This window comes from Caldanaerobius polysaccharolyticus DSM 13641 (assembly GCF_000427425.1).
Taxonomy (GTDB): Bacteria; Bacillota; Thermoanaerobacteria; order Thermoanaerobacterales; family Caldanaerobiaceae; genus Caldanaerobius; species Caldanaerobius polysaccharolyticus.
The window spans coordinates 700,734-720,918 of sequence record NZ_KE386494.1 but is presented as its reverse complement, the minus strand read 5'-3'; the positions used below and the strand labels follow the sequence as shown (position 1 = coordinate 720,918).

Annotated in this window: 18 protein-coding genes and 2 pseudogenes; 16 read left to right on the top strand and 4 right to left on the bottom strand. The window is 40.8% G+C overall.

Going from position 1 to position 20,185, the window contains the following annotated elements; genetic code table 11:
- Positions 1-114: 114 nt before the first annotated feature.
- The 10 genes and pseudogenes from CALPO_RS0104470 to CALPO_RS0104425 all read left to right on the top strand — a co-directional run bounded on the left by CALPO_RS0104470 (position 115) and on the right by CALPO_RS0104425 (position 8,403).
- A complete protein-coding gene (locus CALPO_RS0104470; protein WP_026486262.1) occupies positions 115-1,239 on the top strand; it encodes a GntR family transcriptional regulator in 1,125 nt (374 codons plus the stop codon).
- Between the two features lie 61 nt (positions 1,240-1,300).
- The gene (locus CALPO_RS0104465; RefSeq protein ID WP_026486261.1) at positions 1,301-2,596 is read left to right on the top strand and encodes a sn-glycerol-1-phosphate dehydrogenase; all 1,296 of its coding nucleotides are present in this window, start codon (positions 1,301-1,303) and stop codon (positions 2,594-2,596) included.
- 17 nt (positions 2,597-2,613) lie between these two features.
- On the top strand, positions 2,614-3,264 hold the full coding sequence (gene fsa, locus CALPO_RS0104460) for a fructose-6-phosphate aldolase (protein ID WP_026486260.1): 651 nt from the start codon (positions 2,614-2,616) through the stop codon (positions 3,262-3,264).
- Between the two features lie 17 nt (positions 3,265-3,281).
- Positions 3,282-4,094 carry a transketolase gene (locus CALPO_RS0104455; protein ID WP_026486259.1) on the top strand — a complete coding sequence of 271 codons (813 nt, stop codon included), beginning with the start codon at positions 3,282-3,284 and terminating at the stop codon, positions 4,092-4,094.
- 1 nt (position 4,095) lies between these two features.
- A complete protein-coding gene (locus CALPO_RS0104450) occupies positions 4,096-5,046 on the top strand; it encodes a transketolase family protein (protein ID WP_026486258.1) in 951 nt (316 codons plus the stop codon).
- 328 nt (positions 5,047-5,374) lie between these two features.
- Positions 5,375-5,506, top strand: coding sequence for a hypothetical protein (locus CALPO_RS15020; RefSeq protein WP_281172725.1), 132 nt, complete (start codon positions 5,375-5,377; stop codon positions 5,504-5,506).
- Positions 5,507-5,683: 177 nt separating this feature from the next.
- Complete coding sequence (locus CALPO_RS0104440) at positions 5,684-6,145, top strand: integrase core domain-containing protein (RefSeq protein ID WP_084295162.1); 462 nt, start codon at positions 5,684-5,686, stop codon at positions 6,143-6,145.
- A gap of 183 nt (positions 6,146-6,328) precedes the next feature.
- Complete coding sequence (locus tag CALPO_RS0104435) at positions 6,329-7,186, top strand: DUF4351 domain-containing protein (RefSeq protein WP_026486256.1); 858 nt, start codon at positions 6,329-6,331, stop codon at positions 7,184-7,186.
- 148 nt (positions 7,187-7,334) lie between these two features.
- Positions 7,335-7,451: pseudogene (locus CALPO_RS14585) on the top strand (transketolase); the annotation flags it as partial.
- A 1-nt stretch (position 7,452) separates the two neighbouring features.
- A complete protein-coding gene (locus CALPO_RS0104425; protein ID WP_026486254.1) occupies positions 7,453-8,403 on the top strand; it encodes a transketolase family protein in 951 nt (316 codons plus the stop codon).
- A gap of 88 nt (positions 8,404-8,491) precedes the next feature.
- Here the strand turns inward: CALPO_RS0104425 and CALPO_RS0104420 are convergent, their stop codons facing one another.
- From CALPO_RS0104420 to CALPO_RS13220, 3 genes are read right to left on the bottom strand one after another with little or no spacing between them, the layout of a single operon-like run.
- Positions 8,492-9,457, bottom strand: coding sequence for an ABC transporter substrate-binding protein (locus tag CALPO_RS0104420; RefSeq protein WP_026486253.1), 966 nt, complete (start codon positions 9,455-9,457; stop codon positions 8,492-8,494).
- Between the two features lie 37 nt (positions 9,458-9,494).
- Positions 9,495-10,292 (bottom strand): ABC transporter ATP-binding protein, encoded by a 798-nt coding sequence (locus tag CALPO_RS0104415; protein ID WP_035172162.1) that lies wholly within the window; start codon positions 10,290-10,292, stop codon positions 9,495-9,497.
- Positions 10,286-11,230 carry an ABC transporter permease gene (locus tag CALPO_RS13220; protein WP_051585823.1) on the bottom strand — a complete coding sequence of 315 codons (945 nt, stop codon included), beginning with the start codon at positions 11,228-11,230 and terminating at the stop codon, positions 10,286-10,288. The genes CALPO_RS0104415 and CALPO_RS13220 overlap by 7 nt, the downstream gene beginning before the upstream one ends.
- 362 nt (positions 11,231-11,592) lie before the next feature.
- Between CALPO_RS13220 and CALPO_RS0104405 the strand changes: the two genes are divergently transcribed.
- The 6 genes and pseudogenes from CALPO_RS0104405 to CALPO_RS0104385 all read left to right on the top strand — a co-directional run bounded on the left by CALPO_RS0104405 (position 11,593) and on the right by CALPO_RS0104385 (position 17,834).
- Positions 11,593-12,390 (top strand): SDR family NAD(P)-dependent oxidoreductase, encoded by a 798-nt coding sequence (locus tag CALPO_RS0104405; protein ID WP_026486251.1) that lies wholly within the window; start codon positions 11,593-11,595, stop codon positions 12,388-12,390.
- A 284-nt stretch (positions 12,391-12,674) separates the two neighbouring features.
- A pseudogene (locus tag CALPO_RS15215) lies at positions 12,675-12,953 on the top strand (Csac_0668 family 2Fe-2S cluster-binding (seleno)protein); the annotation flags it as partial.
- 61 nt (positions 12,954-13,014) lie between these two features.
- On the top strand, positions 13,015-13,722 hold the full coding sequence (locus CALPO_RS0104400; RefSeq protein ID WP_026486250.1) for a hypothetical protein: 708 nt from the start codon (positions 13,015-13,017) through the stop codon (positions 13,720-13,722).
- 264 nt (positions 13,723-13,986) lie between these two features.
- Positions 13,987-15,087, top strand: a complete 1,101-nt coding sequence (gene xylF / locus CALPO_RS0104395) for a D-xylose ABC transporter substrate-binding protein (protein WP_026486249.1) — start codon at positions 13,987-13,989, stop codon at positions 15,085-15,087.
- Positions 15,088-15,153: 66 nt separating this feature from the next.
- Positions 15,154-16,677 carry a xylose ABC transporter ATP-binding protein gene (locus CALPO_RS0104390; RefSeq protein WP_026486248.1) on the top strand — a complete coding sequence of 508 codons (1,524 nt, stop codon included), beginning with the start codon at positions 15,154-15,156 and terminating at the stop codon, positions 16,675-16,677.
- Positions 16,677-17,834, top strand: coding sequence for a sugar ABC transporter permease (locus CALPO_RS0104385; protein WP_035172160.1), 1,158 nt, complete (start codon positions 16,677-16,679; stop codon positions 17,832-17,834). The genes CALPO_RS0104390 and CALPO_RS0104385 overlap by 1 nt, the downstream gene beginning before the upstream one ends.
- 50 nt (positions 17,835-17,884) lie before the next feature.
- On the opposite strand, the gene CALPO_RS0104380 is transcribed toward CALPO_RS0104385, so the two are convergent.
- On the bottom strand, positions 17,885-20,179 hold the full coding sequence (locus tag CALPO_RS0104380; protein ID WP_026486246.1) for an S-layer homology domain-containing protein: 2,295 nt from the start codon (positions 20,177-20,179) through the stop codon (positions 17,885-17,887).
- Between the last annotated feature and the right edge of the window lie 6 nt (positions 20,180-20,185).

Here is a 20,185-nt window from a genome sequence, read left to right as displayed (position 1 = left end):
ATGCAAATGTAATGACAACCCATTGGTTATTTTGACTTTATATTGGAGCGAAAAAATGGTATAATTCTATAAGGATAGTATGTTCGTGATATTGTCAGGAAGGGATGTATAGTATTGGCGGCAAATGTACCAAAATATCAACAGCTTAAAGAGTACATCATTGAGTATATAATTAGAGAAAATTTAAATACCCACGATCCGGTTTTTACAGAGAGCGAGCTTATCAACAGATTTCACATGAGCAGGCATACCGTCAGAAAGGCTTTGGACGAATTAGAAAACGAAGGTTGGATTTACAGAAAACAGGGAGTAGGGACTTTTTGCGCTGATCGATCGGCAGCCAGAAGTTTTGATTGCAAAAATATCGCTGTGATAACCACGTATATAAACGATTATATTTTCCCCAGGATAATAAAGGGTGTCGATCAAGTGCTTTCTAAAGAAGGCTATACCATACTGCTTTACAATACCAACAACAGAATAGAAAGGGAAATTGATATATTAGAGAATATACTTACCAAGAACATAAAAGGCATTATTATCGAGCCTACAAAGAGCGCACTTCCTCATATTAACCTCAACTATTTTGAGGAATTAAAAAAGAAAGGGATTCCCTATATATTCATAAACAGCTATTACGATGAATTAAAGCCTTCATATATAATACAGGATGATGAAGGTGGGGGCTTTTTGGCTACAGAACATCTTATAAAGCTGGGCCATCGCGATATTGTGGGCGTCTTTAAAAACGACGACAACCAGGGTTTAAACAGGTATAAGGGGTATGTTAGGGCACTGAGGGAGTACGGCGTGAGGATTAAAGAGGACAATATCATATGGTATACCACCGAAGAGATGAGGACAAAACCGTCGTATATGGTTACCAAATTATTTGAGAGAGAAGGTAAAAAGCCCACGGCTATAGTCTGCTACAACGACCAGATAGCCATGTGGGTGATAGAGGCATTGAGGAATTTGGGTTTAAGCATACCTGATGACGTGTCAATTGTGGGATTTGACGATTCTGATTATGCGGTGTTATCGGATGTGAAGCTTACCAGCATAATACACCCTAAAGAGGAGATGGGCAGGCAGGCGGCCAAGATCCTGTTTAAGCTTATCGATATGGGCAGAAAAGCTTTTGAGGAACCCATCAATATATGTGTAAAACCTGAGTTGAAAGTGAGAAGTTCCACAGCGGGCATCCAGGTTGAGAAAGCCATTGGTAGCCAGAGTTGAGCTTTAAAATGCCTATTGAGAGGGGGAAATTAGGGCGCTTTTTAGCGCTTATCTTTTAGTCATGAATAAATCCATTCCTATAAAAGAAATTCTCGTGGAAGATGGTGCTGTAAAAAGCATCGCGCATGTAATGGAAAAAGTAGGCGTTGGGCATTCCAAGGTTATGGTTGTATGCGATGATAACACATATAAAGCAGCGGGATCTTGTGTTATATCTCAGCTTAAAGACGGGGGATTTGATGCAACTGAGTGCGTTCTGGAACGCGACGGTATGCTGGTTCCTGATGAAGGCGCTTTAGGCGAAATCCTTATAAAAATGCAAAAAGATGTGAAGTTTTTGGTGGCGGTGGGCTCGGGGACGATAAATGACCTGGTACGGTTTATAAGCTTTAAAACAGATAGACCCTATGGCATAGTGGCTACGGCACCGTCAATGGACGGGTACGCATCGTCTGTTTCGCCTTTAATTTTTAAAGGTTTTAAGAGAACATATCCGGCTGTGTACCCTGTTTTTATCATTGGCGATGTTGATATTATATCCCGGGCGCCTTACGATATGGTAACGGCAGGTTTTGGCGATATCCTGGGCAAATACACGTCTTTGGCGGATTGGTATATAAGCAGCCTTGTGGCGGATGAAGCGTACTCGGAGGATATAGCAAGTTTGGTGAAAATTTCGATAGAAAAATGCGTAAAGGCATCCAGGGGTATTGTGAATAGAGATAAAAAAGCGGTAAAAGAGTTGATGGAAGCGCTGGTCACGTCGGGTATTGCTATGCTGCAATTCGGCAATTCTCGCCCTGCCTCCGGTGCGGAGCATCACTTGTCTCATTATTTAGAGATGAAGGAAATATCATCAGGAGTAGAGCGGCATTTCCATGGGACAAAGGTTGGCGTGATGAGCGCTATAGTATCGGCGATTTATCATTACATTTTTTCGTTGGCGCCGGATGAGGTAGAAAGGTTGATGTCGAATAGGGCATCTCAGACCCGCGAAGAATATGAGTTGAGAATAAAAAGCACTTACGGTGCTATGGCCGATGAGGTCTTAAGGGATTTGAACAATTTTTACCTTGATGAGGGAAAAAGAAGGCAAAGGCAGGACAAAATACGCGATAACTGGGAGCGTATGAAAAAATGGGTAGAGGAAAATGTCCCCTCTGGAGCTCATATAAGAGGTATATTGCGGGAGATCAGCGCACCGGAGATGCCGGATGAAATTGGCGTAAACCGTCAGTTGCTTGGCGATGCCTTGCTCAATGCTAAAGAAGTGAGGCAGCGGTACACTATTTTGAGATTAGCCGAGGATATAGGTTTAAGTACTGAAAAGATTTTGGAAGCAGTATTAAAACATTAAAAACGGGAGGGATGGGTATGAAGTTTTTTATTGACACGGCCAATGTGGAGGAAATAAAAGAGGCCAACGATTTAGGGGTAATAGCAGGGGTTACCACCAATCCATCGCTGGTGGCCAAAGAGGGCAGGGATTTCATCGAAGTAATAAAAGAGATCGCATCCATTGTAGACGGACCTATAAGCGCAGAGGTCATAAGCGATGACCACCAAGGCATGATACAGGAGGCGCGAAAACTGGCCAAAATTCACAACAACATAGTTATCAAGATCCCTATGACAGCAGAAGGACTTAAAGCCGTTAAGGTGCTTTCAAAAGAGGGGATAAAGACCAATGTGACCCTCATATTTAGCGCCAACCAGGCGCTGCTGGCAGCCAGGGCAGGAGCCACGTACGTAAGCCCCTTTGTGGGAAGATTGGACGACATAAGCACAGAGGGCATGCAGCTCATACAGGATATAGTCGAGATATTTAAAAACTACGACATAAGCACCGAGATAATCGTGGCCAGCGTAAGGCATCCCATACACGTGCTTAAAGCCGCCAAACTGGGTGCCCACATAGCCACCGTGCCGTATAAAGTCATAATGCAGATGATAAAACACCCTCTGACAGACGCGGGGATACAGAGGTTTAAAGAGGACTGGAAGAAGGCCAATTTGAAGATATAAAGTAGGAGGTAAGATTCATGGATAACGAGAGACTGGCACACATCGCAACAGAAGTCAGGAAGAGCATAATAAAGGCTGTGACAGCGGCAAAATCCGGACATCCCGGAGGGTCGCTGTCAGCTACCGACATTCTTGTCACACTGTACTTTGACGTGATGAGGATAGATCCCAACAACCCCAAATGGGAGGACAGAGACAGGTTTGTGCTGTCCAAGGGCCATGCAGCGCCGGCACTATACGCGGTATTAGCCGAGAGGGGTTACTTTGCCAAACAAGAGCTGATGAGGCTGAGGCAGGTAGGATCCATACTGCAGGGTCATCCGGACATGAAGAGCACCCCTGGTGTGGACATGACCACAGGTTCCCTGGGGCAGGGATTGTCTGCGGCCAACGGCATGGCGTTGGCTGCTAAGTTGGACAAAAAAGACTACAGGGTGTACGTGATGCTGGGAGACGGAGAGATACAGGAAGGCATGGTGTGGGAAGCGGCTATGAGCGCAGCCCACTACAGGCTGGACAACCTCACGGCATTTTTAGACTACAATCAGCTGCAGATAGACGGTGCCAACGACCAAGTCATGGCCATAAAGCCTGTGGCAGACAAGTGGAAGGCCTTTGGGTGGAACGTATTGGAGATAGACGGACACGACTACGATCAAATAAAAAGCGCGGTAGAGAAAGCGAAAGCGACCAAGGGCAAACCTACCATGGTGATAGCCCATACCGTAAAAGGTAAGGGAGTATCCTTCATGGAGAACCAGGTAGGATGGCACGGGAGCGCACCCAACGAAGAGCAGATGAAAAAAGCACTAACAGAATTGGGGGATTGAGATGAGCGAGAAGATAGCGACGAGAGAATCCTACGGCAAAGCGCTGGTAGAGCTAGGAGAGATCAACAAAGACGTAGTGGTACTGGATGCAGACCTATCAAAATCCACCAAGACGGCAGAGTTTGCGAAAAAATATCCCGATAGGTTTTTCAACATGGGCATATCAGAGCAGGACCTCATAGGTACAGCAGCTGGCCTGGCCACATGTGGGAAGATACCCTATGCCAGCTCCTTTGCGATATTTGCCACAGGGAGGGCCTTTGAGCAGATAAGGAACTCCATAGCCTACCCCAGGTTAAACGTAAAGATAGCAGCGACCCATGCAGGCATAACGGTGGGAGAGGATGGAGCGACCCACCAGTCAGTAGAGGACATAGCGATAATGAGGTCGATACCGGGAATGGTGGTTATAAACCCAGCGGACGATGTAGAGGCGAGGGCTGCGGTAAAAGCGGCGTGCGAGTACAAAGGCCCTGTGTACATCAGGCTGGGCAGGATGGGAGTGCCTGTGATATACGATGATAAAAGCTACAGGTTTGAGATAGGCAAAGGGATAGAGCTAAGAGAAGGAAGCGACGTGACCATAGTAGCGACGGGGATAATGGTGGCAGCGGCGCTGGAAGCCCATGAAGAGTTAAAGAAGAAAGGGGTAAGCGCGAGGGTGATAGACATACACACGATAAAGCCCATAGACCAGGAGCTGATAGTGAAAGCGGCGTGGGAGACAGGAGCGATAGTGACAGCAGAGGAGCACAGCGTGATAGGGGGATTAGGTTCAGCGGTATGCGAGGTAGTCAGTGAAAGAGTACCTGTTCCCGTAAGGCTGGTAGGGATAAAGGACGTATTTGGGCGGTCTGGCAAGCCCGATGAGCTTTTGAAGCTATATCATTTGACGCCTGAAGACATAGTAGAAGAAGCTTTAAAGGTGTTGGAGATTAAAAAGCGCGGGTGATATAAAAAAGCCGCAGAAGGATTAAAAGTTCTTCTGTGGCTTTTTTATGTGTTGGATGATTTCGGAGCAAATATGGCAGGTACTGCAAGACGTATCACAATTGGGCAGAAATCAGCGAGAAAAATGCGGACAAATATAAGACACGCAAGTGTTAAGCACGCATAAGGACATTGATGTCCATGTGGTTCATCAAGCTTTTGTCTATTCTTTATGCATATTTCTGCTTTTTTTGAGCCCGAAGTATAGTACTTTTCTTATTGGCCCCTCAAGAGAATTGGACTAAAACGCACAACATGATAAAATTTCTCTTGAGGGAGGTTGAAAAGCAATGGCAGCACACAAAAACTTTGCCCTCGAAGCAAAACTCGCTATATTGGCAGAGGCTGAAAGCTCTTCTGCCACTAAAATCGCCGTATGTAGAAAATATGGCATATCAAAGAGTACCCTTGATAAAACTTAAATCTGGACTTTCTTCTTAAAATTGCGGGGATTCCAAAGAGTACGTTCTTTCGGTATGGGTACAAGAAGCTAACGGCTCTTTTGCCAAGAAGAAGGTTTACAGGCTATGTGAAGAAATGGACCTTCTCCTGCCTATGATAGCTTTCAAAAAGGTTATAGTGAATGCACCAAATAATCACTGGCAGATGGATATCACATACTTAACCTTGTTTCCAAGGGTAGTATTTGTACTAGGGATTATAGTATAGATACATATGCTCTCGAGATAGTGGGGTATAAAGCAGGTTTTATCGTAACAGGCCGAGAGGTTGTAAAAACAGTTTTAAAATCCATGATTACGAGAGGTATTCGAGGTAATCTTACTATACGAACAGATATAGGTTCTCAATTTAAGTCCAAGGAGTTTGGAGAGTTCTGTAGAGACCATGGCGTATTACACGAGCGAATACCCGTAAGATCACCGGAGAGAAATCCGAACATAGAGAGATTTTTCAGGACATTGAAAGAGGAATTTGTCGAGTTGCATGAGTTTGATGGTTATGGCTCGTTTTTCAGAGAGCTTGATAAACTTATGATAGAATACAACTGGATAAAGCCACGTCAATCGCTAGGATATATGACGCCGAGCAAGTTTTTTTAAGAAATAATGTGAGCCCGAGGAGTATTAGTCGTTTAAGTCCAAATAACCGGGGGCCAGTACAAGAGAATGGTGGGATTAAATTATGGACTGCATGTCCATATAGTAAGCGCATGAAGGAATATTAATATGACAGTCTGTTGTGGTATAATAAATATGTAGGATGGAGAAGAAAAGGGGGATAGAATGCCTCAGACGTACGATTTGACTCTAAAGAGCATATTTTCAGATATAGCGGACGACATAATCGTATACTTAACGGGTATCGGCTTCAAGAAACTGGAAGAACTTAATATAGAGTTTGTTAAAGTGGAACGCAGAGACAGCGATATGGTGTTTAAGTGCGATACAGATACGGGAGAGATTGCCGTTCATATAGAGTTTCAGTCCGAAAACGACAGAACAATGCCGTACAGGATGCTGCGATATGCCTTGGAAATAATGGAGAAGCACAAACTCAAGCCGTATCAGATGGTGCTGTATATAGGCAAGGACAAAGCAAAAATGGACAACGAGATTAACTATATGATAGGAGATAACAAACTCGATTACAGATATAGGATAATAGACATAGGTGAAATTAGGTTTTCGGATATAGCGGAGACGAACTACTTTGATTTGTATTCAGTTTTGCCGATAGTTGACAGAAGGAAAAGGGCTGAAGCAGGAGAGAAGTATCTCAAGATGTGCGTGGACTTAATAAAAGATGCACCTGTGGACGTGGACAGAAAGAGGTCTATAGCGTTTAGAGCGGAGTTGCTTTCGAGTATAGTGTATAATCGGGAAATCATAAAGAAGGTTTTCGAGGAGGTGGAGAAGATGCTTAATCTGGAAGAGCTGTCGGCGTATAAGATGATTATGGAGAAAGGTGTAGAGAAAGGCAAAGCGGAAATGGTGTTAAAGTTGCTCAATAAAAAGTTCAAAGAACTTCCGAAGAAATACGAGGAGTTAATAAAAAGTGCTGACAGTGAAGTTTTAGAAAGAATAACGGATGACATATTTGACATAGAAAAACCGGAAGATTTGGAGAAATATTTCAGTTAAATATTATGAATGATTGCGTCTCAAAAAGCACGTTTGAACGGATAAAGCATTTAAACGTGCTTTTTTTGTGTATGTGTATGTGCGATATGCGCAGAGCGGTAGTGCCGGAGACGGAGAGATACAGGAAGGCATGGTATGGGAAGCGGCTATAGCCCATACCGTAAAAGGTAAGGGAGTATCCTTCATGGAGAACCAGGTAGGATGGCACGGGAGCGCACCCAACGAAGAGCAGATGAAAAAAGCACTAACAGAATTGGGGGATTGAGATGAGCGAGAAGATAGCGACAAGAGAATCCTACGGCAAAGCGCTGGTAGAGCTAGGAGAGATCAACAAAGACGTAGTGGTACTAGATGCAGACCTATCAAAATCCACCAAGACGGCAGAGTTTGCAAAAAAATATCCCGATAGGTTTTTCAACATGGGCATATCAGAGCAAGACCTAATAGGTACGGCAGCGGGACTGGCCACATGCGGCAAGATACCCTATGCCAGCTCCTTTGCGATATTTGCCACAGGGAGGGCCTTTGAGCAGATAAGGAACTCCATAGCCTATCCCAGGTTAAACGTAAAGATAGCAGCGACCCATGCAGGCATAACGGTGGGAGAGGATGGGGCGACCCACCAGTCTGTAGAGGACATAGCGATAATGAGGTCGATACCGGGAATGGTGGTTATAAACCCAGCGGACGATGTAGAGGCGAGGGCTGCGGTAAAAGCGGCGTGCGAGTACAAAGGCCCTGTGTACATCAGGCTGGGCAGGATGGGAGTGCCTGTGATATACGATGATAAAAGCTACAGGTTTGAGATAGGCAAAGGGATAGAGCTAAGAGAAGGAAGCGACGTGACCATAGTAGCGACGGGGATAATGGTGGCAGCGGCGCTGGAAGCCCATGAAGAGTTAAAGAAGAAAGGGGTAAGCGCGAGGGTGATAGACATACACACCATAAAGCCCATAGACCAGGAGCTGATAGTGAAAGCGGCGTGGGAGACAGGAGCGATAGTGACAGCAGAGGAGCACAGCGTGATAGGAGGATTAGGTTCAGCGGTATGCGAGGTAGTCAGCGAGAGGGTACCGGTTCCCGTAAGGCGGGTAGGGATAAAGGATGTATTTGGGCAGTCTGGCAAGCCCGATGAGCTATTGAAGCTGTACCATCTTACGCCTGAAGATATAGTGGAAGAAGCTTTAAAGGCGTTGGAGATTAAAAAGCGCGGGTGATATAAAAAAGCCGCAGAAGGATTAAAAGTTCTTCTGCGGCTTTTTTATGTGTTGGATGATTTCGGAGCAAATATGGCAGGTACTACGCTTATTTTATGTCAACAAAAACATTATTAACAAAGGTATTAATGTCTGTTGTAGGATCAAGTATTTTCTGTTGCTTTATATAAGTCACCAGTGTTTTGAAGCTCTTTTTTGCTCTGTTTTTGTCTGATATAAATTCATAGCTTTTTAGAAGCTTTGCATTAAGTTCAACATCACCAGGTACATATTTTTTATCAGCTTCCAGTTTAGCGGTTTCATCTGGATGTTGCTCAATCCATTTGTCTGCCTCTGCATATGATTTAGTTATCGCCTTTGCTATATCTGGGTTTTCTTTTAAAACCTTGCCATTGATGCCTACAAAGCAGCAATATTGATCATTATGGTTATTTCCGAAAATGTTGCGCCCTTTTCCCGCTTCTATTGTCTGTTCCCCAAAGGGATCCCAGGCCACAAACGCATCAATTTCTCCCTTTTCCATAGCCTGCTGCAGCTGGGCATCTGGGTACACCTTCCATGTTACATCTTTTTTGGGGTCAATTCCATATTTATTTAACTCTGCTGATAATAATACCATCGGTACTCCACCGATTGCATCTACCCCTATGGTCTTGCCTTTTAAATCCTTAATGGATTTTATAGGAGAATTGACAGGCACGACACCCTGTATGCATCCTGTGTGAATGCCATTTGTGATCTTTATGTTTAGACCCTGTTCTATAGGTTTAAATAATCCTGGTGAAGCATTGACAGCATCAATTTTGCCTGTTCCTATTCCATCTTTAAGGGTATTAAAGTCAACTTTTACGAGCTCCACATCCAGCCCATTTTTCTTAAAAAATCCTTTTTCATATGCGACATATGTAGGTGCATCACAAGTTCCCCCATAATGCCCTATCCTCACATGTGCTAATTTATTGCTAGAAACTTCGGCTGTCTTGTTTGAGCATCCTGCAATAACAACCGATAAAAGTAATACTAAAGCCATTAATATTAATACAGGTTTTTTCATATAAAAATCATCCTCCTTCTATTATCCTTTATCTCCCTTAATCCTCTTTTATAAAATTCATTATTTCAATTATTCTGGTTTTTAACCTAAAGAAACTTTCATTATTCCGAGCTCTTGGCCTTTTCAGATCGACAATTATTACGTCCTTTATGCTTCCGGGCCTAGGCGTCATAACGACAATGCGGTCGCTTAAGTAAATGGCTTCTTCTATATCATGGGTAACAAGAACCATGGTAGTCTTTCTTTTGTTCCATATTCTCATGAGCTCATCCTGCATTTTTACCCTTGTAAAAGCATCCAGTGCTCCAAAAGGTTCATCCAGCATCAAAACCTTAGGGTGATTTACAAGGGCTCTTGCAAGAGCTGTCCTCTGTGCCATACCACCTGACAGTTGATGAGGATATGTTTTTTCAAAACCTTGAAGTCCAACGAGGTTTATATAATCTTGGACTTCTTCTTTTCTATTTTTGAATAATTTCCGAGCTTTTAATCCCAAGGCAACATTTTGATACACGTTAAGCCATGGGTAAAGTGTCGGATCTTGAAAAACGAGACCCCTTTCATAGTGAGGTCCTTTTATTTTTTCTCCATCAAGGTATATTTCACCATCGTTCGGGGTATCAAGTCCTGCTATCAGCCTTAAAAGAGTGGATTTCCCACATCCACTGGGGCCAACAATGGAGACAAACTCACCGGGTTTGATGGTGAGGTCAATGCCGTTAAGTGCTATTACTCTTTTGCCGTCTGGACTGGCAAAGGATTTACTTACGCCTACGATTTTGATCTCACCCTCAGATAATACTCCTTTTTCATAAGTGTTGTAATTTTCTACCATCTAATTAACCCCCTTTGCCAGCTTAGAATTTTATCTCGTAATTTGAATAAGGCAGTTATAAGGGTCGAGAATATAAGGGCTATGACAAAAAGACTTGCATATACCTTGCTATATTCTGCCCATCCTTGTGCCCAATTTATATACCACCCGAGACCTGCTTTAACTCCAAGCATCTCCGAAACAATTAATGTCAAAAACGCCATACCAAGTCCCATAAAGAGTCCAATAAAGATCGTTGGAAGTGATGCTGGTATTGCCACGTTAAAGATTAAGTACTTCTCATCTGCTCCCAATGTCTTTGCAACCTCGAAATAAGAAGCAGGTACATTGGCAATACCGGAGCTGGTCATCACAGTAACTGGAAACCATACCGCCAGTACTATAATAAACACACTTGCCATGAAGCTTGTAGGAAAAAGTGCCATTGATATGGGAATCCATGCTGTCGCCGGTATCGGGCCAATTATTTTCAATAAAGGTCCTAACCAGTAATAGCACTTTTTACTCCATCCCATTAGTACACCGGATATAAATCCTAATAGTACCCCTATTATGTAGCCAATAAATAGAAGCCTTAAGGAGTAAAGGGCACTTATAAGTAGCAATTTCCAGTCAGAAAAAAGATCGCCAAATACCTTTTCAGGCCCGGGGAAATATGGAAGGGGTAATAAATTGTATTTAGATGTTACAATATCCCATATACCCATAATAGAAAATGCCACACATAATAGCGGTGATAGCCTATGAAGTTCGTCTTTTACTTTTGCTATTTTAAAAGAAAATACCATTAAAAAAAGATAGACGACAATTAAAAATAATAAAAATAAAGGATATTCTTTAGGTTTCGTAAAACCTTGTGTGTTGGGCAAAAAATAATCAATTGCTAAAATAATAAACAGCACAAGTACAGGCAATATTAACCTCATCTTCTCTCGCAATTATTTCACCTCCTTTATTTTATCCCGAGTATTCATATAAGATTTTGTGACATTAATTATAATACTATTTTGCGATTTTGTAAACAAAAAAATAAAACTATAACGCGATTTGGTTTTATAGTTGCTTAGGCGTAGGCTCAATATCCGGAGATGCCAGTAAGAGCGTATTGAAAAACAAAAAACAATGTAGTAAACTATAAAATAAAGATATTTTCACAGGATGGGGAAATCGGTTACAGCAGTAGCGGAGTTGGACAACCCGGTTGCGTGCCATGGGGCTTTCAATATGGTTTTATTAGGAGCGCGAAGTTCGCCAATTCACGGCAATGTGGTCTATACTTTTCAAAAGGAGGAAAAAGATTATGGATCTTGGATTAAAAGGACGAGTAGCCTTAATTACGGGAGCTGCTCAGGGTATCGGAAAATCTACTGCGATGGCTTTGGCTGCTGAGGGATGTAACCTGGCTATATGTGATATCAACACCGAGGCTCTCGAGCAGACTGCATCTGAGCTTAAAGAAAAAGGTGTTCAGGTTCTCGCCCAAAAAGTCGATGTTACTAAATTAGCAGAGACGGATGCCTTTGTGACTCAAGTAGCTAATAAATTTGGGCGAATTGATATCCTGGTTAACAATGCTGGAACAGGACGTTTGAGTGATCCGATGGAGCTTCCTGAGGAAGAGTTCCGGCGCAATATTGATTTGATGTTATTTGCTGTCATTCGCCTTACGAAAGCGGTGGCCCCGTACATGCAAAAAGCCAAATGGGGGCGAATAATAAATATTTCTTCCATGTTTGGCAAACAACCCGGTGGATTGCTTGATTACGACACGATCAAGGCAGCTGTTAACATGATTACCAAAGAATTTGCCAATTATCTGGCCAAAGATAACATTCTGGTCAATGCCGTCTGCCCTGGACCCATTCGCACTCCCTTATGGGAAGCTCCTGGTCAATTGGGAGATCAACTTTCCAAGATTTTAGGTAAACCAAAAGAGGAAGCCATCGAATTTTATGCCTCTAGCAACATTCCGCTGGGACGATACGGGCAGCCTGAGGAAATTGCCAATGTGATTGCCTTCCTGGCGTCTGAAAAAGCCAGTTACATTACCGGCCAAGCTATCAATGTCGATGGAGGCATGGTTAAGGCTATAGTTTAGGCAATTGCTCGGTTTGATCTCGAATATATAGCGAAAATATTTTTTATAGGAGCTGCTAGAGAAAAGTGGAAAGACCTTAAACAATGTAGTGCCAAGAGAACAGGTACACTAAGCAGCTCCTTGACTTTTTTTCCCTTTTCATTGGCTATTTTAAGTATTTGCTAATAAAATCCTTTCTTGTTAATGTGTAAATAATCCCGCGATAATAGAGAGTTGTAACATTAATGATATAATTTAAGTGGTTTATATTGTGCTTGGGAGGTAAAAGTAAGATGTCAAACGAATGTCCCATGTGTAAAAGGCCGGGTTGAAGTTAAAAATATAACTGTAAAACATTTAGTTATAAATGCCTTTAGAGAACAGGTGGGAGATACAGATTATTACATATGTATGAATAGAGAATGTGATATTGCTTATTATAATAACCAAACAATGTAGTATTCAGCAAAAATCAAATAAAAATCCCAATATGGTTTAAAAAAGGCGCTAATCCTAAGTACGCATGTTATTGTAGCAAAGTAACAGAAGAACAGGTTATAAATGCTGTAGTTAATAATGGCGCTAATGATTTGGGTGAAAGGAGAGGAAAAAGCGCAAGCCCCGTGGGATCAATAGGTGGTGAGTATGGGACGCAGTCTTTTAAGCATAGACTGGGATTACTTCATCCCTTTGAAAAGAGAGTGGCTGGCTTCTTACATGGAAAACCAGAAAAGTATAGTGTCAATCTGGTATAAAAGGTACATAAAAAGTGCTTTAAAAGGTGAGGATCTGGAAAAGTCAGTAGATATAGCTTTTGGATTGAAGGATTTTTGGGCCAAAATAAAAGAACACTTTGATTTTGTAAAGAATATCAAAGTGTTTGTGTCAGAATCTCATATGTTATCCTATTACATTGCCAGAGCCAATGAGTGTGAAGAAGTGTACTCTTTCGATGCACACGCTGATTTAGGTTATGCAGGAGTGAACTCAGTTGATTTCGAGTTGAACTGTGCTAACTGGCTGGGAAAGCTGTTAAATGAAGGTAAAATAAAGAAGGCCCACATAATATACAGTCCTTATACCTTTGAAAAGCCGGAGGACTTTAGAGACTTTAATAAGCTGTTTTCAATCCGATACTACAGGGATATAGGATTCTTACCTGAAGGCATATACACAGTAGCTGTGCACATTTGTAGATCAGGAGCATGGACGCCGCCATGGCTTGACAATAAATTTGAGAGGTTTATAAAGAATCTCAATCAGCCTTATAAGGTGATTGATCTTTATAGGAGAGACTGGGATATCAGAAAACTCTCACTTTCGGACCAGATTTTTTATCTTAACTTTGTGTGAGAAGAGAAAAATGGAGAGAAAGTAAGAAATCGTGAGCAAAATTCTGAAAAAAAAAAAAACGGCGAATATTCGGTGAAATTGGCCAAATTTGGGCTTTGAAAATGTTTTTACTGAGATGTAACATAATAGTAGCAACTTAGTAAACTTTGTTTAAAAAGATAGACAAAGGTCTTTGTTGTAATAGGGAGGTGGTAGCTGTTTTTCTCATAATAAGTATTTTATTTTAAAAAGTTTTGTAAAATGATTAGAGGAGGAAATTGCAGAATGCAAAAAATTATTTTGAAACTTACTTCAATATTTCTGCTTTTTACTTTTATATTGATTACTTTTTCAGGGTGTATAAAAACTGCAAATAATCAGCAATCAAATAATGAAAGCCAAGCAGATAAAGTTGCTACAAAGACAACTGGCAAAATAAAAATAGGCCTCAGCATAGATGATTTAAGGCTTGAAAGATGGCAACATGATAGGGACATATTTGTGCAAAGGGCTAAACAATTGGGAGCCGATGTGCTTGTTCAATCTGCAAACGGAGATTCACAAACCCAGTACTCACAGAGTCAAAATTTAATTGCTCAAGGTGTAGATGTGTTGGTAATAATTCCTCATGATGGACAGGCAATAGCTCCTATTGTAGATCAAGCTCATAAGGCGGGGATAAAAGTTTTAGCATACGACAGGTTAATAAATAATGCTGATGTGGATTACTATGTATCATTTGATAATGTACGCGTGGGAGAATTACAGGCCCAAGCTATTACGAAATTAAAGCCAAAAGGAAGATATTTTTTGCTTGAAGGTTCTCCAACTGACAACAATGCAAAACTTTTTGAGAAAGGACAAAAGAAAGTACTACAACCTTTAATAGACAAAGGTGATATAAAGATTGTGGGAGAACAGTGGGCAAAGGATTGGTCGACTCAGGAAGCATATAATATTATGCAAAATGCATTAACGGCTAATAATAATAAAATTGACGCGGTTGTCGCCGCTAATGATAGTACGGCGCTGGGGGCTGTTAGGGCATTGGAAGAACAAGGTTTGGCAGGTAAGGTTCCTATTTCAGGTCAAGATGCGGATTTAGCTAACTGCCAATTAATTGTTGAAGGCAAACAAACTATGACAGTGTATAAACCCATAGCTCAAGAAGCCACAAAAGGAGCTGAAATAGCGGTAGCATTAGCTAAAGGTGAAAAGGTGGCTACGAATGGAAAAGTGAATAATGGGAAAATTGATGTGCCATCGATTTTGCTTACACCTATTGCGGTAGATAAAGGCAATATGTACGATACGATTATTAAAGATGGTTTTCACAAATTAGAAGATGTTTATAGGAATGTTCCTAAAGATCAATGGCCTAAATAATAATTTAGAAGGGAGAATGGCAGACGTTCTCCCTTTGCAAGACTATTGGCGAGGAAGTGATTTCTTATGAATGAGTTTATTCTTGAGATGAGGAATATAACCAAGGAATTTTCGGGAGTTAAAGCACTAGATAATGTAAATTTAAAAGTTAGAAGAGGTGAAATACATGGCCTTTGCGGTGAAAACGGTGCGGGAAAGTCAACATTGATGAAAATATTGAGCGGTGTATATCCTTATGGTACATATACTGGAGAAATTCTTTACAATGGAGAAAAATTAATATTGCGCAATATCAAAGATGCTGAAAGGGTTGGAATATCCATAATTCACCAAGAATTAGCACTAGTCGATGAGCTTTCGGTTTGCGAAAACATATTTATGGGAAATGAACTAAATATTCACGGAAGAGTAGATTTTAATTTAATGTATAAAAAAACAAAGGAGCTTTTAAATGAATTACATCTTGAGATAAATCCTTACACAAAGGTAAGAAATTTAGGTATAGGTCAAAAACAATTGATAGAAATAGCGAAAGCTTTATCAAAAAATGCAAATTTGCTTATATTAGATGAGCCTACAGCTTCTTTGACAGATTCTGAAGTTGAAGTACTCATGAATATACTAAGAAAACTTAAGAGCAAAGGTGTAACTTGTATATATATATCTCATAAGTTAAATGAGGTGGCTAATATAGTAGATACAGTTACAGTAATTAGAGATGGAAAGACTATTAATACGGAGAGCATGCAAAATTTGACTCAAAGCCAAATTATAAGAATGATGGTAGGTAGAGAATTGTCTAATTTGTTTCCAAAAGAAGAACATCAAATAGGGGATATTTGTTTTGAAGTAAAGGATTTTAATGTATTTGATATAAATAATTCAAATAAAAAAGTTGTAAAAAATGCTAGTTTTAGCTTGAAGAAAGGGGAAATTCTTGGCGTATTTGGACTGATAGGTGCGGGGAGAACGGAGTTGATGTCTAGTATTTTTGGATCATACCCCGGAACTTTCACGGGCGAGGTTTATTTAGAGGGTAAGAAAATAATTATTAAAAATCCTGGGGATGCTTTGCATTATGGTATAGCTATGGTACCAGAGGATAGGAAAGGATTAGGACTTATTGGTTCAATGTCTGTCAGAAAGAATGTCACGTTATCAAATATTGAAAGCTATCGCGAAAAGTTTGACTATGTTAATTTATACAGAGAAATATTAGATGTAAAAAAATTTATAAATGAACTGCGAATAAAAGTTGCTCATTTTGAAATGCCTGTAAAAAGTCTGAGTGGGGGAAATCAGCAAAAAGTGGTTTTGGCAAAAAATCTTCTTATAAAGCCTAAAGTGTTAATTTTAGATGAACCGACTCGTGGAATAGATGTGGGTGCTAAATATGAAATTTATAAATTAATGAATCGATTAGTTAAAGAAGGCATCTCAATAATCATGGTATCTTCAGAGTTGCCGGAAGTAATTGGAATGAGCGATAGAATATTAGTTATGCACGAGGGAGAAATTAGAGGAGAATTTATTAACCAAAATGTTACGCAAGAAATGATAATGAGCAAAGCGATAGGAGGTAACGTCTGATGCTTGAGGTTAAAAATGGTGTGCAAGAAACCAAAAAAAGATTTAACTTTAATATAAGAACATATACAATAGCGCTGGCACTTATAATGATATGGATTATTTTTTATTTAACTACTAATGGGCAATTTTTATCATCTAGGAATATTTCTAACCTTTTTAGTCAAATGACATCAACAGGTGTTTTAGCGGTAGGAATGGTATTCGTAATTATAGCAGGGCAAATAGATTTATCGGTTGGTTCTTTATTAGGATTATTAGGCGGAATTGCGGCGATTTTAAACGTATGGTTAAAAGTAAATGGAATACTATCCATGCTTATTACTTTGCTACTAGGCTTGATACTAGGGTTATGGAACGGTTGGTGGGTTGCTTATGGAAATGTGCCGGCTTTTATCGTAACATTAGCGGGTATGTTACTATTTAGAGGAATTCTTATTGGAGTTAGTAAAGGCTTAACAATAGCACCGCTGAGTTCAGATTTTCAATTTGTAGGACAGGCGTATCTGACAGATGCAAGCGGGTATTTTTTAGGTATTTTGGCAGCAATAGCTATAATATATGGCATTTTCAATAGCAGGAAATCTAAGGTGAAGTATGGGATAGAAGTTGCTCCACTTAATATTGATATTTTTAAGATAGTGGTATTAATAGTTTTAGTAGGTATATCTATAATAATACTTAATTCTTATCAAGGTATCCCTTTGCCTGTACTTATAATGATAGTTTTGGCTTTGATTTTTTCTTACGTATCCAATAAAACCGTATTTGGAAGAAGAGTGTATGCAATAGGAGGAAATATGGAAGCTGCCAAATTATCTGGTATAAACATCAAAAAGATGATTGTGACGCTATTTGCCATAAATGGATTATTAGCAGCCGTGGCAGGAATCTTACTGACGTCAAGGTTAAATGCAGCATCTGTTTCTGCCGGTCAAAATGCGGAATTAGATGCAATAGCGGCATGTGTAATTGGTGGTGCCAGTCTTATGGGCGGTAGTGGTTCTGTAACAGGGGCGTTAATAGGCGCTTTAATTATGGCAAGTATCGATAATGGAATGAGTATGCTTAATGCATCGCCATTTTGGCAATATGTTGTTAAAGGGTTAATACTTTTGATAGCTGTATGGTTTGATATAACGTCAAAGAATAAAAACTAATATCTTTAAAAAGCCGCAAAAGAATCAAAAATTCTTCTGCGGCTTTTTTGTTAATCTCTGTATACTATTATCACGTTGACGTAATTGCCGTCTGTGCTGTACAGGTATACGTCGTCTGCTTTGCCCTGCTGGATCAATGTATTGAGTTCTGCCAGCGATGAAATGCTGTACTCGTTGTTAGGGCTATCGCATTTTACAACCAATACACCTGAAGATAAGTTATATATCTTGTCATCTACTTTTATCCTGCTGTTGTCCACGGCTGTTGCGGAACCACCTTTTTGAATAGGCTTGAGGCGGGATTGAATTGCTTGATTGCTTATAGATACTATATCCCCTACTTGGAGGTTTAAGATATTGGTACTTATTCGCTCTGTACCTTGAGTAGAAAGCAGAGTGATATTTGAGCCCGTCTGCACTCCATTGGCAAATATAGGCGTTGCTTCTATAACCACTCCGAAATCCGGCTTTAAGCTCATAATATCGTTAAAAATGGCGAGGCGTACATCGCCAAAGTTGCTGTCTATTACTTCGTAAGCCAGGACGTCGCTGTCAAATGTCCCCGCTGGCAAATCGGAGAACTGTACGAGCTTTGCTGTGTACACGCCGTTGTTTTCTGATACGTCTATGAAAATGGAATCAGACGAAATATCTCTGCCGTTTATTGTATCGTTCAACTGGTCGATGGTTACATCAGACGTATTTACAGATACGGAATTCAGCGTGACGTAACCGTTGCTATCGACTTTATAAGAGACGACCTCGCCTACAAAGGACGTGGCGTCCTGAGATGTCTTATATGTTACCTGCTGGCCCGATGGCGTAAATAGCGTTACCGTGCCAATAGCTCCTCCTGCTGGGCCTGCAGAATAATCTACTTCTGTATCGGCCTTTAGCGCTACGGCTATATCAGATACATCCGAGTACACAGGAGGTATGATGTCTATGACGTTGTTATCTTGGTCCATTAGCAGCGTGACACTGCTTCCTACATTGTATAAACTTTTTAGTTTATTTTGCGCTGTGCTGCTGCCAATGTTGTACGCAACCCCATTTACTAAAACCTGAGTTGCTGCGTAGCTTCCAGGCTTTATAGCTGTGATATTTCCTGTGATTTTGTAATCATCTACGTAAAGTATTTTTTGCGTGTTCAGGAAATCACTGAGAAATTTCACTATATCGTACTTTTTGATGTCGTTTAAGGTAGCCTTGCTACCGTTCTTTATTACCTGTACATTGGCGCTATTTAATTTAACGCCATTGATGCTCATTCCTGCGTAATAGTCTGACGGTGAAATATAAGGGCCGTTTACGATGGGGTCTAATAATACCAGGTAGTTGTGTCCCTGACTGTCTACGTTTTTAATCAAGGTAGAGTTTACCTTAATGGATTGAATAAAGGTGTTCATTTGAACGCTTTGGCCTTTGTAATAGTAATTAGAATAACCTTCCAGAGTCAAGGTGGATTTACTCCCATTTACTTCGTGGACGTCAGCTTGGTTGGATATATACGAGTCCACTGTGTACACCTTTCTGTTGCTTTCATTTACAGGGAATATGGCTTTTACATTTCCGCTGTTGTCTACAAGCATCTTAACCTCATATCCTATAATCTGATCTACAGGATATGCTTTGATATGGTAAATACCTGTATTTGTTTCCACTTCGTTTTGAGAAAGAGCGCTATTGATTTGACTGGTGCCGGTGATAATGCAATCTTTAAGGCTCATGTTGTTTGTTGTTTCTACCACGGTGGATTGGGAGCCTTTTTTGTTCAATAATAAAAATTGGTTTATGAGTATGGCAGTGGTTTTTCTGTCCAGTTTATTTTCCGGATTAAGGGAAATGCCATCTGTAAGTCCCAGCTCACTGGCCTTGTTAATGTAGTTAGCGGGCCATATACCGCTTAAGTCACTGTCGCTATACCCGAGAGCGCGTATGAGTATAGCAAGCCCCTCCTGGTAGGATATAGGGTTATTGGGCTTAAAGGTGCCGTCAGCATATCCGCTTATAAGCCCGTTTAACGCTGCTTCTGTGACATAATTGTAGTACCACATTTGCAAAGGCACATCCTTAAATAATTGGCCTCTGCTTAAGTTTGCCGGGGAAATCCTCAATGCTGTAATGACCATTTTAGCGAATTCAGCCCGCGTGACAGCGTTGTTGGGCCTAAATGTACCATCGGGAAAGCCGCTTATTATGCCGAGCTGTGAAAGGCTCTCAAGCATCAGATTTTCGTCGACTGCTGACGATGGAATGTCTTTAAAGCTGGCATAGGCTGTCGCTGTAGTTCCTGCAATCAGGATCGACAGAATACACAGGGCTACGAATAACCTTGATTTCATTGATTT

What these genes read in the sequence shown, in the direction of transcription:
- CALPO_RS0104435 (WP_026486256.1), top strand. Translation starts at nt 6,329, where the DNA reads ATGCCTCAGACGTACGATTTGACTCTAAAGAGCATATTTTCAGATATA.
- CALPO_RS0104415 (WP_035172162.1), bottom strand. Translation starts at nt 10,292, where the DNA reads ATGGTAGAAAATTACAACACTTATGAAAAAGGAGTATTATCTGAGGGT.
- xylF (WP_026486249.1), top strand. Translation starts at nt 13,987, where the DNA reads ATGCAAAAAATTATTTTGAAACTTACTTCAATATTTCTGCTTTTTACT.
- CALPO_RS0104455 (WP_026486259.1), top strand. Translation starts at nt 3,282, where the DNA reads ATGGATAACGAGAGACTGGCACACATCGCAACAGAAGTCAGGAAGAGC.
- CALPO_RS0104390 (WP_026486248.1), top strand. Translation starts at nt 15,154, where the DNA reads ATGAATGAGTTTATTCTTGAGATGAGGAATATAACCAAGGAATTTTCG.
- CALPO_RS0104420 (WP_026486253.1), bottom strand. Translation starts at nt 9,457, where the DNA reads ATGAAAAAACCTGTATTAATATTAATGGCTTTAGTATTACTTTTATCG.
- CALPO_RS0104380 (WP_026486246.1), bottom strand. Translation starts at nt 20,179, where the DNA reads ATGAAATCAAGGTTATTCGTAGCCCTGTGTATTCTGTCGATCCTGATT.
- CALPO_RS0104425 (WP_026486254.1), top strand. Translation starts at nt 7,453, where the DNA reads ATGAGCGAGAAGATAGCGACAAGAGAATCCTACGGCAAAGCGCTGGTA.
- CALPO_RS0104400 (WP_026486250.1), top strand. Translation starts at nt 13,015, where the DNA reads ATGGGACGCAGTCTTTTAAGCATAGACTGGGATTACTTCATCCCTTTG.
- CALPO_RS0104450 (WP_026486258.1), top strand. Translation starts at nt 4,096, where the DNA reads ATGAGCGAGAAGATAGCGACGAGAGAATCCTACGGCAAAGCGCTGGTA.
- fsa (WP_026486260.1), top strand. Translation starts at nt 2,614, where the DNA reads ATGAAGTTTTTTATTGACACGGCCAATGTGGAGGAAATAAAAGAGGCC.
- CALPO_RS0104465 (WP_026486261.1), top strand. Translation starts at nt 1,301, where the DNA reads ATGAATAAATCCATTCCTATAAAAGAAATTCTCGTGGAAGATGGTGCT.
- CALPO_RS0104385 (WP_035172160.1), top strand. Translation starts at nt 16,677, where the DNA reads ATGCTTGAGGTTAAAAATGGTGTGCAAGAAACCAAAAAAAGATTTAAC.
- CALPO_RS15020 (WP_281172725.1), top strand. Translation starts at nt 5,375, where the DNA reads ATGGCAGCACACAAAAACTTTGCCCTCGAAGCAAAACTCGCTATATTG.
- CALPO_RS0104405 (WP_026486251.1), top strand. Translation starts at nt 11,593, where the DNA reads ATGGATCTTGGATTAAAAGGACGAGTAGCCTTAATTACGGGAGCTGCT.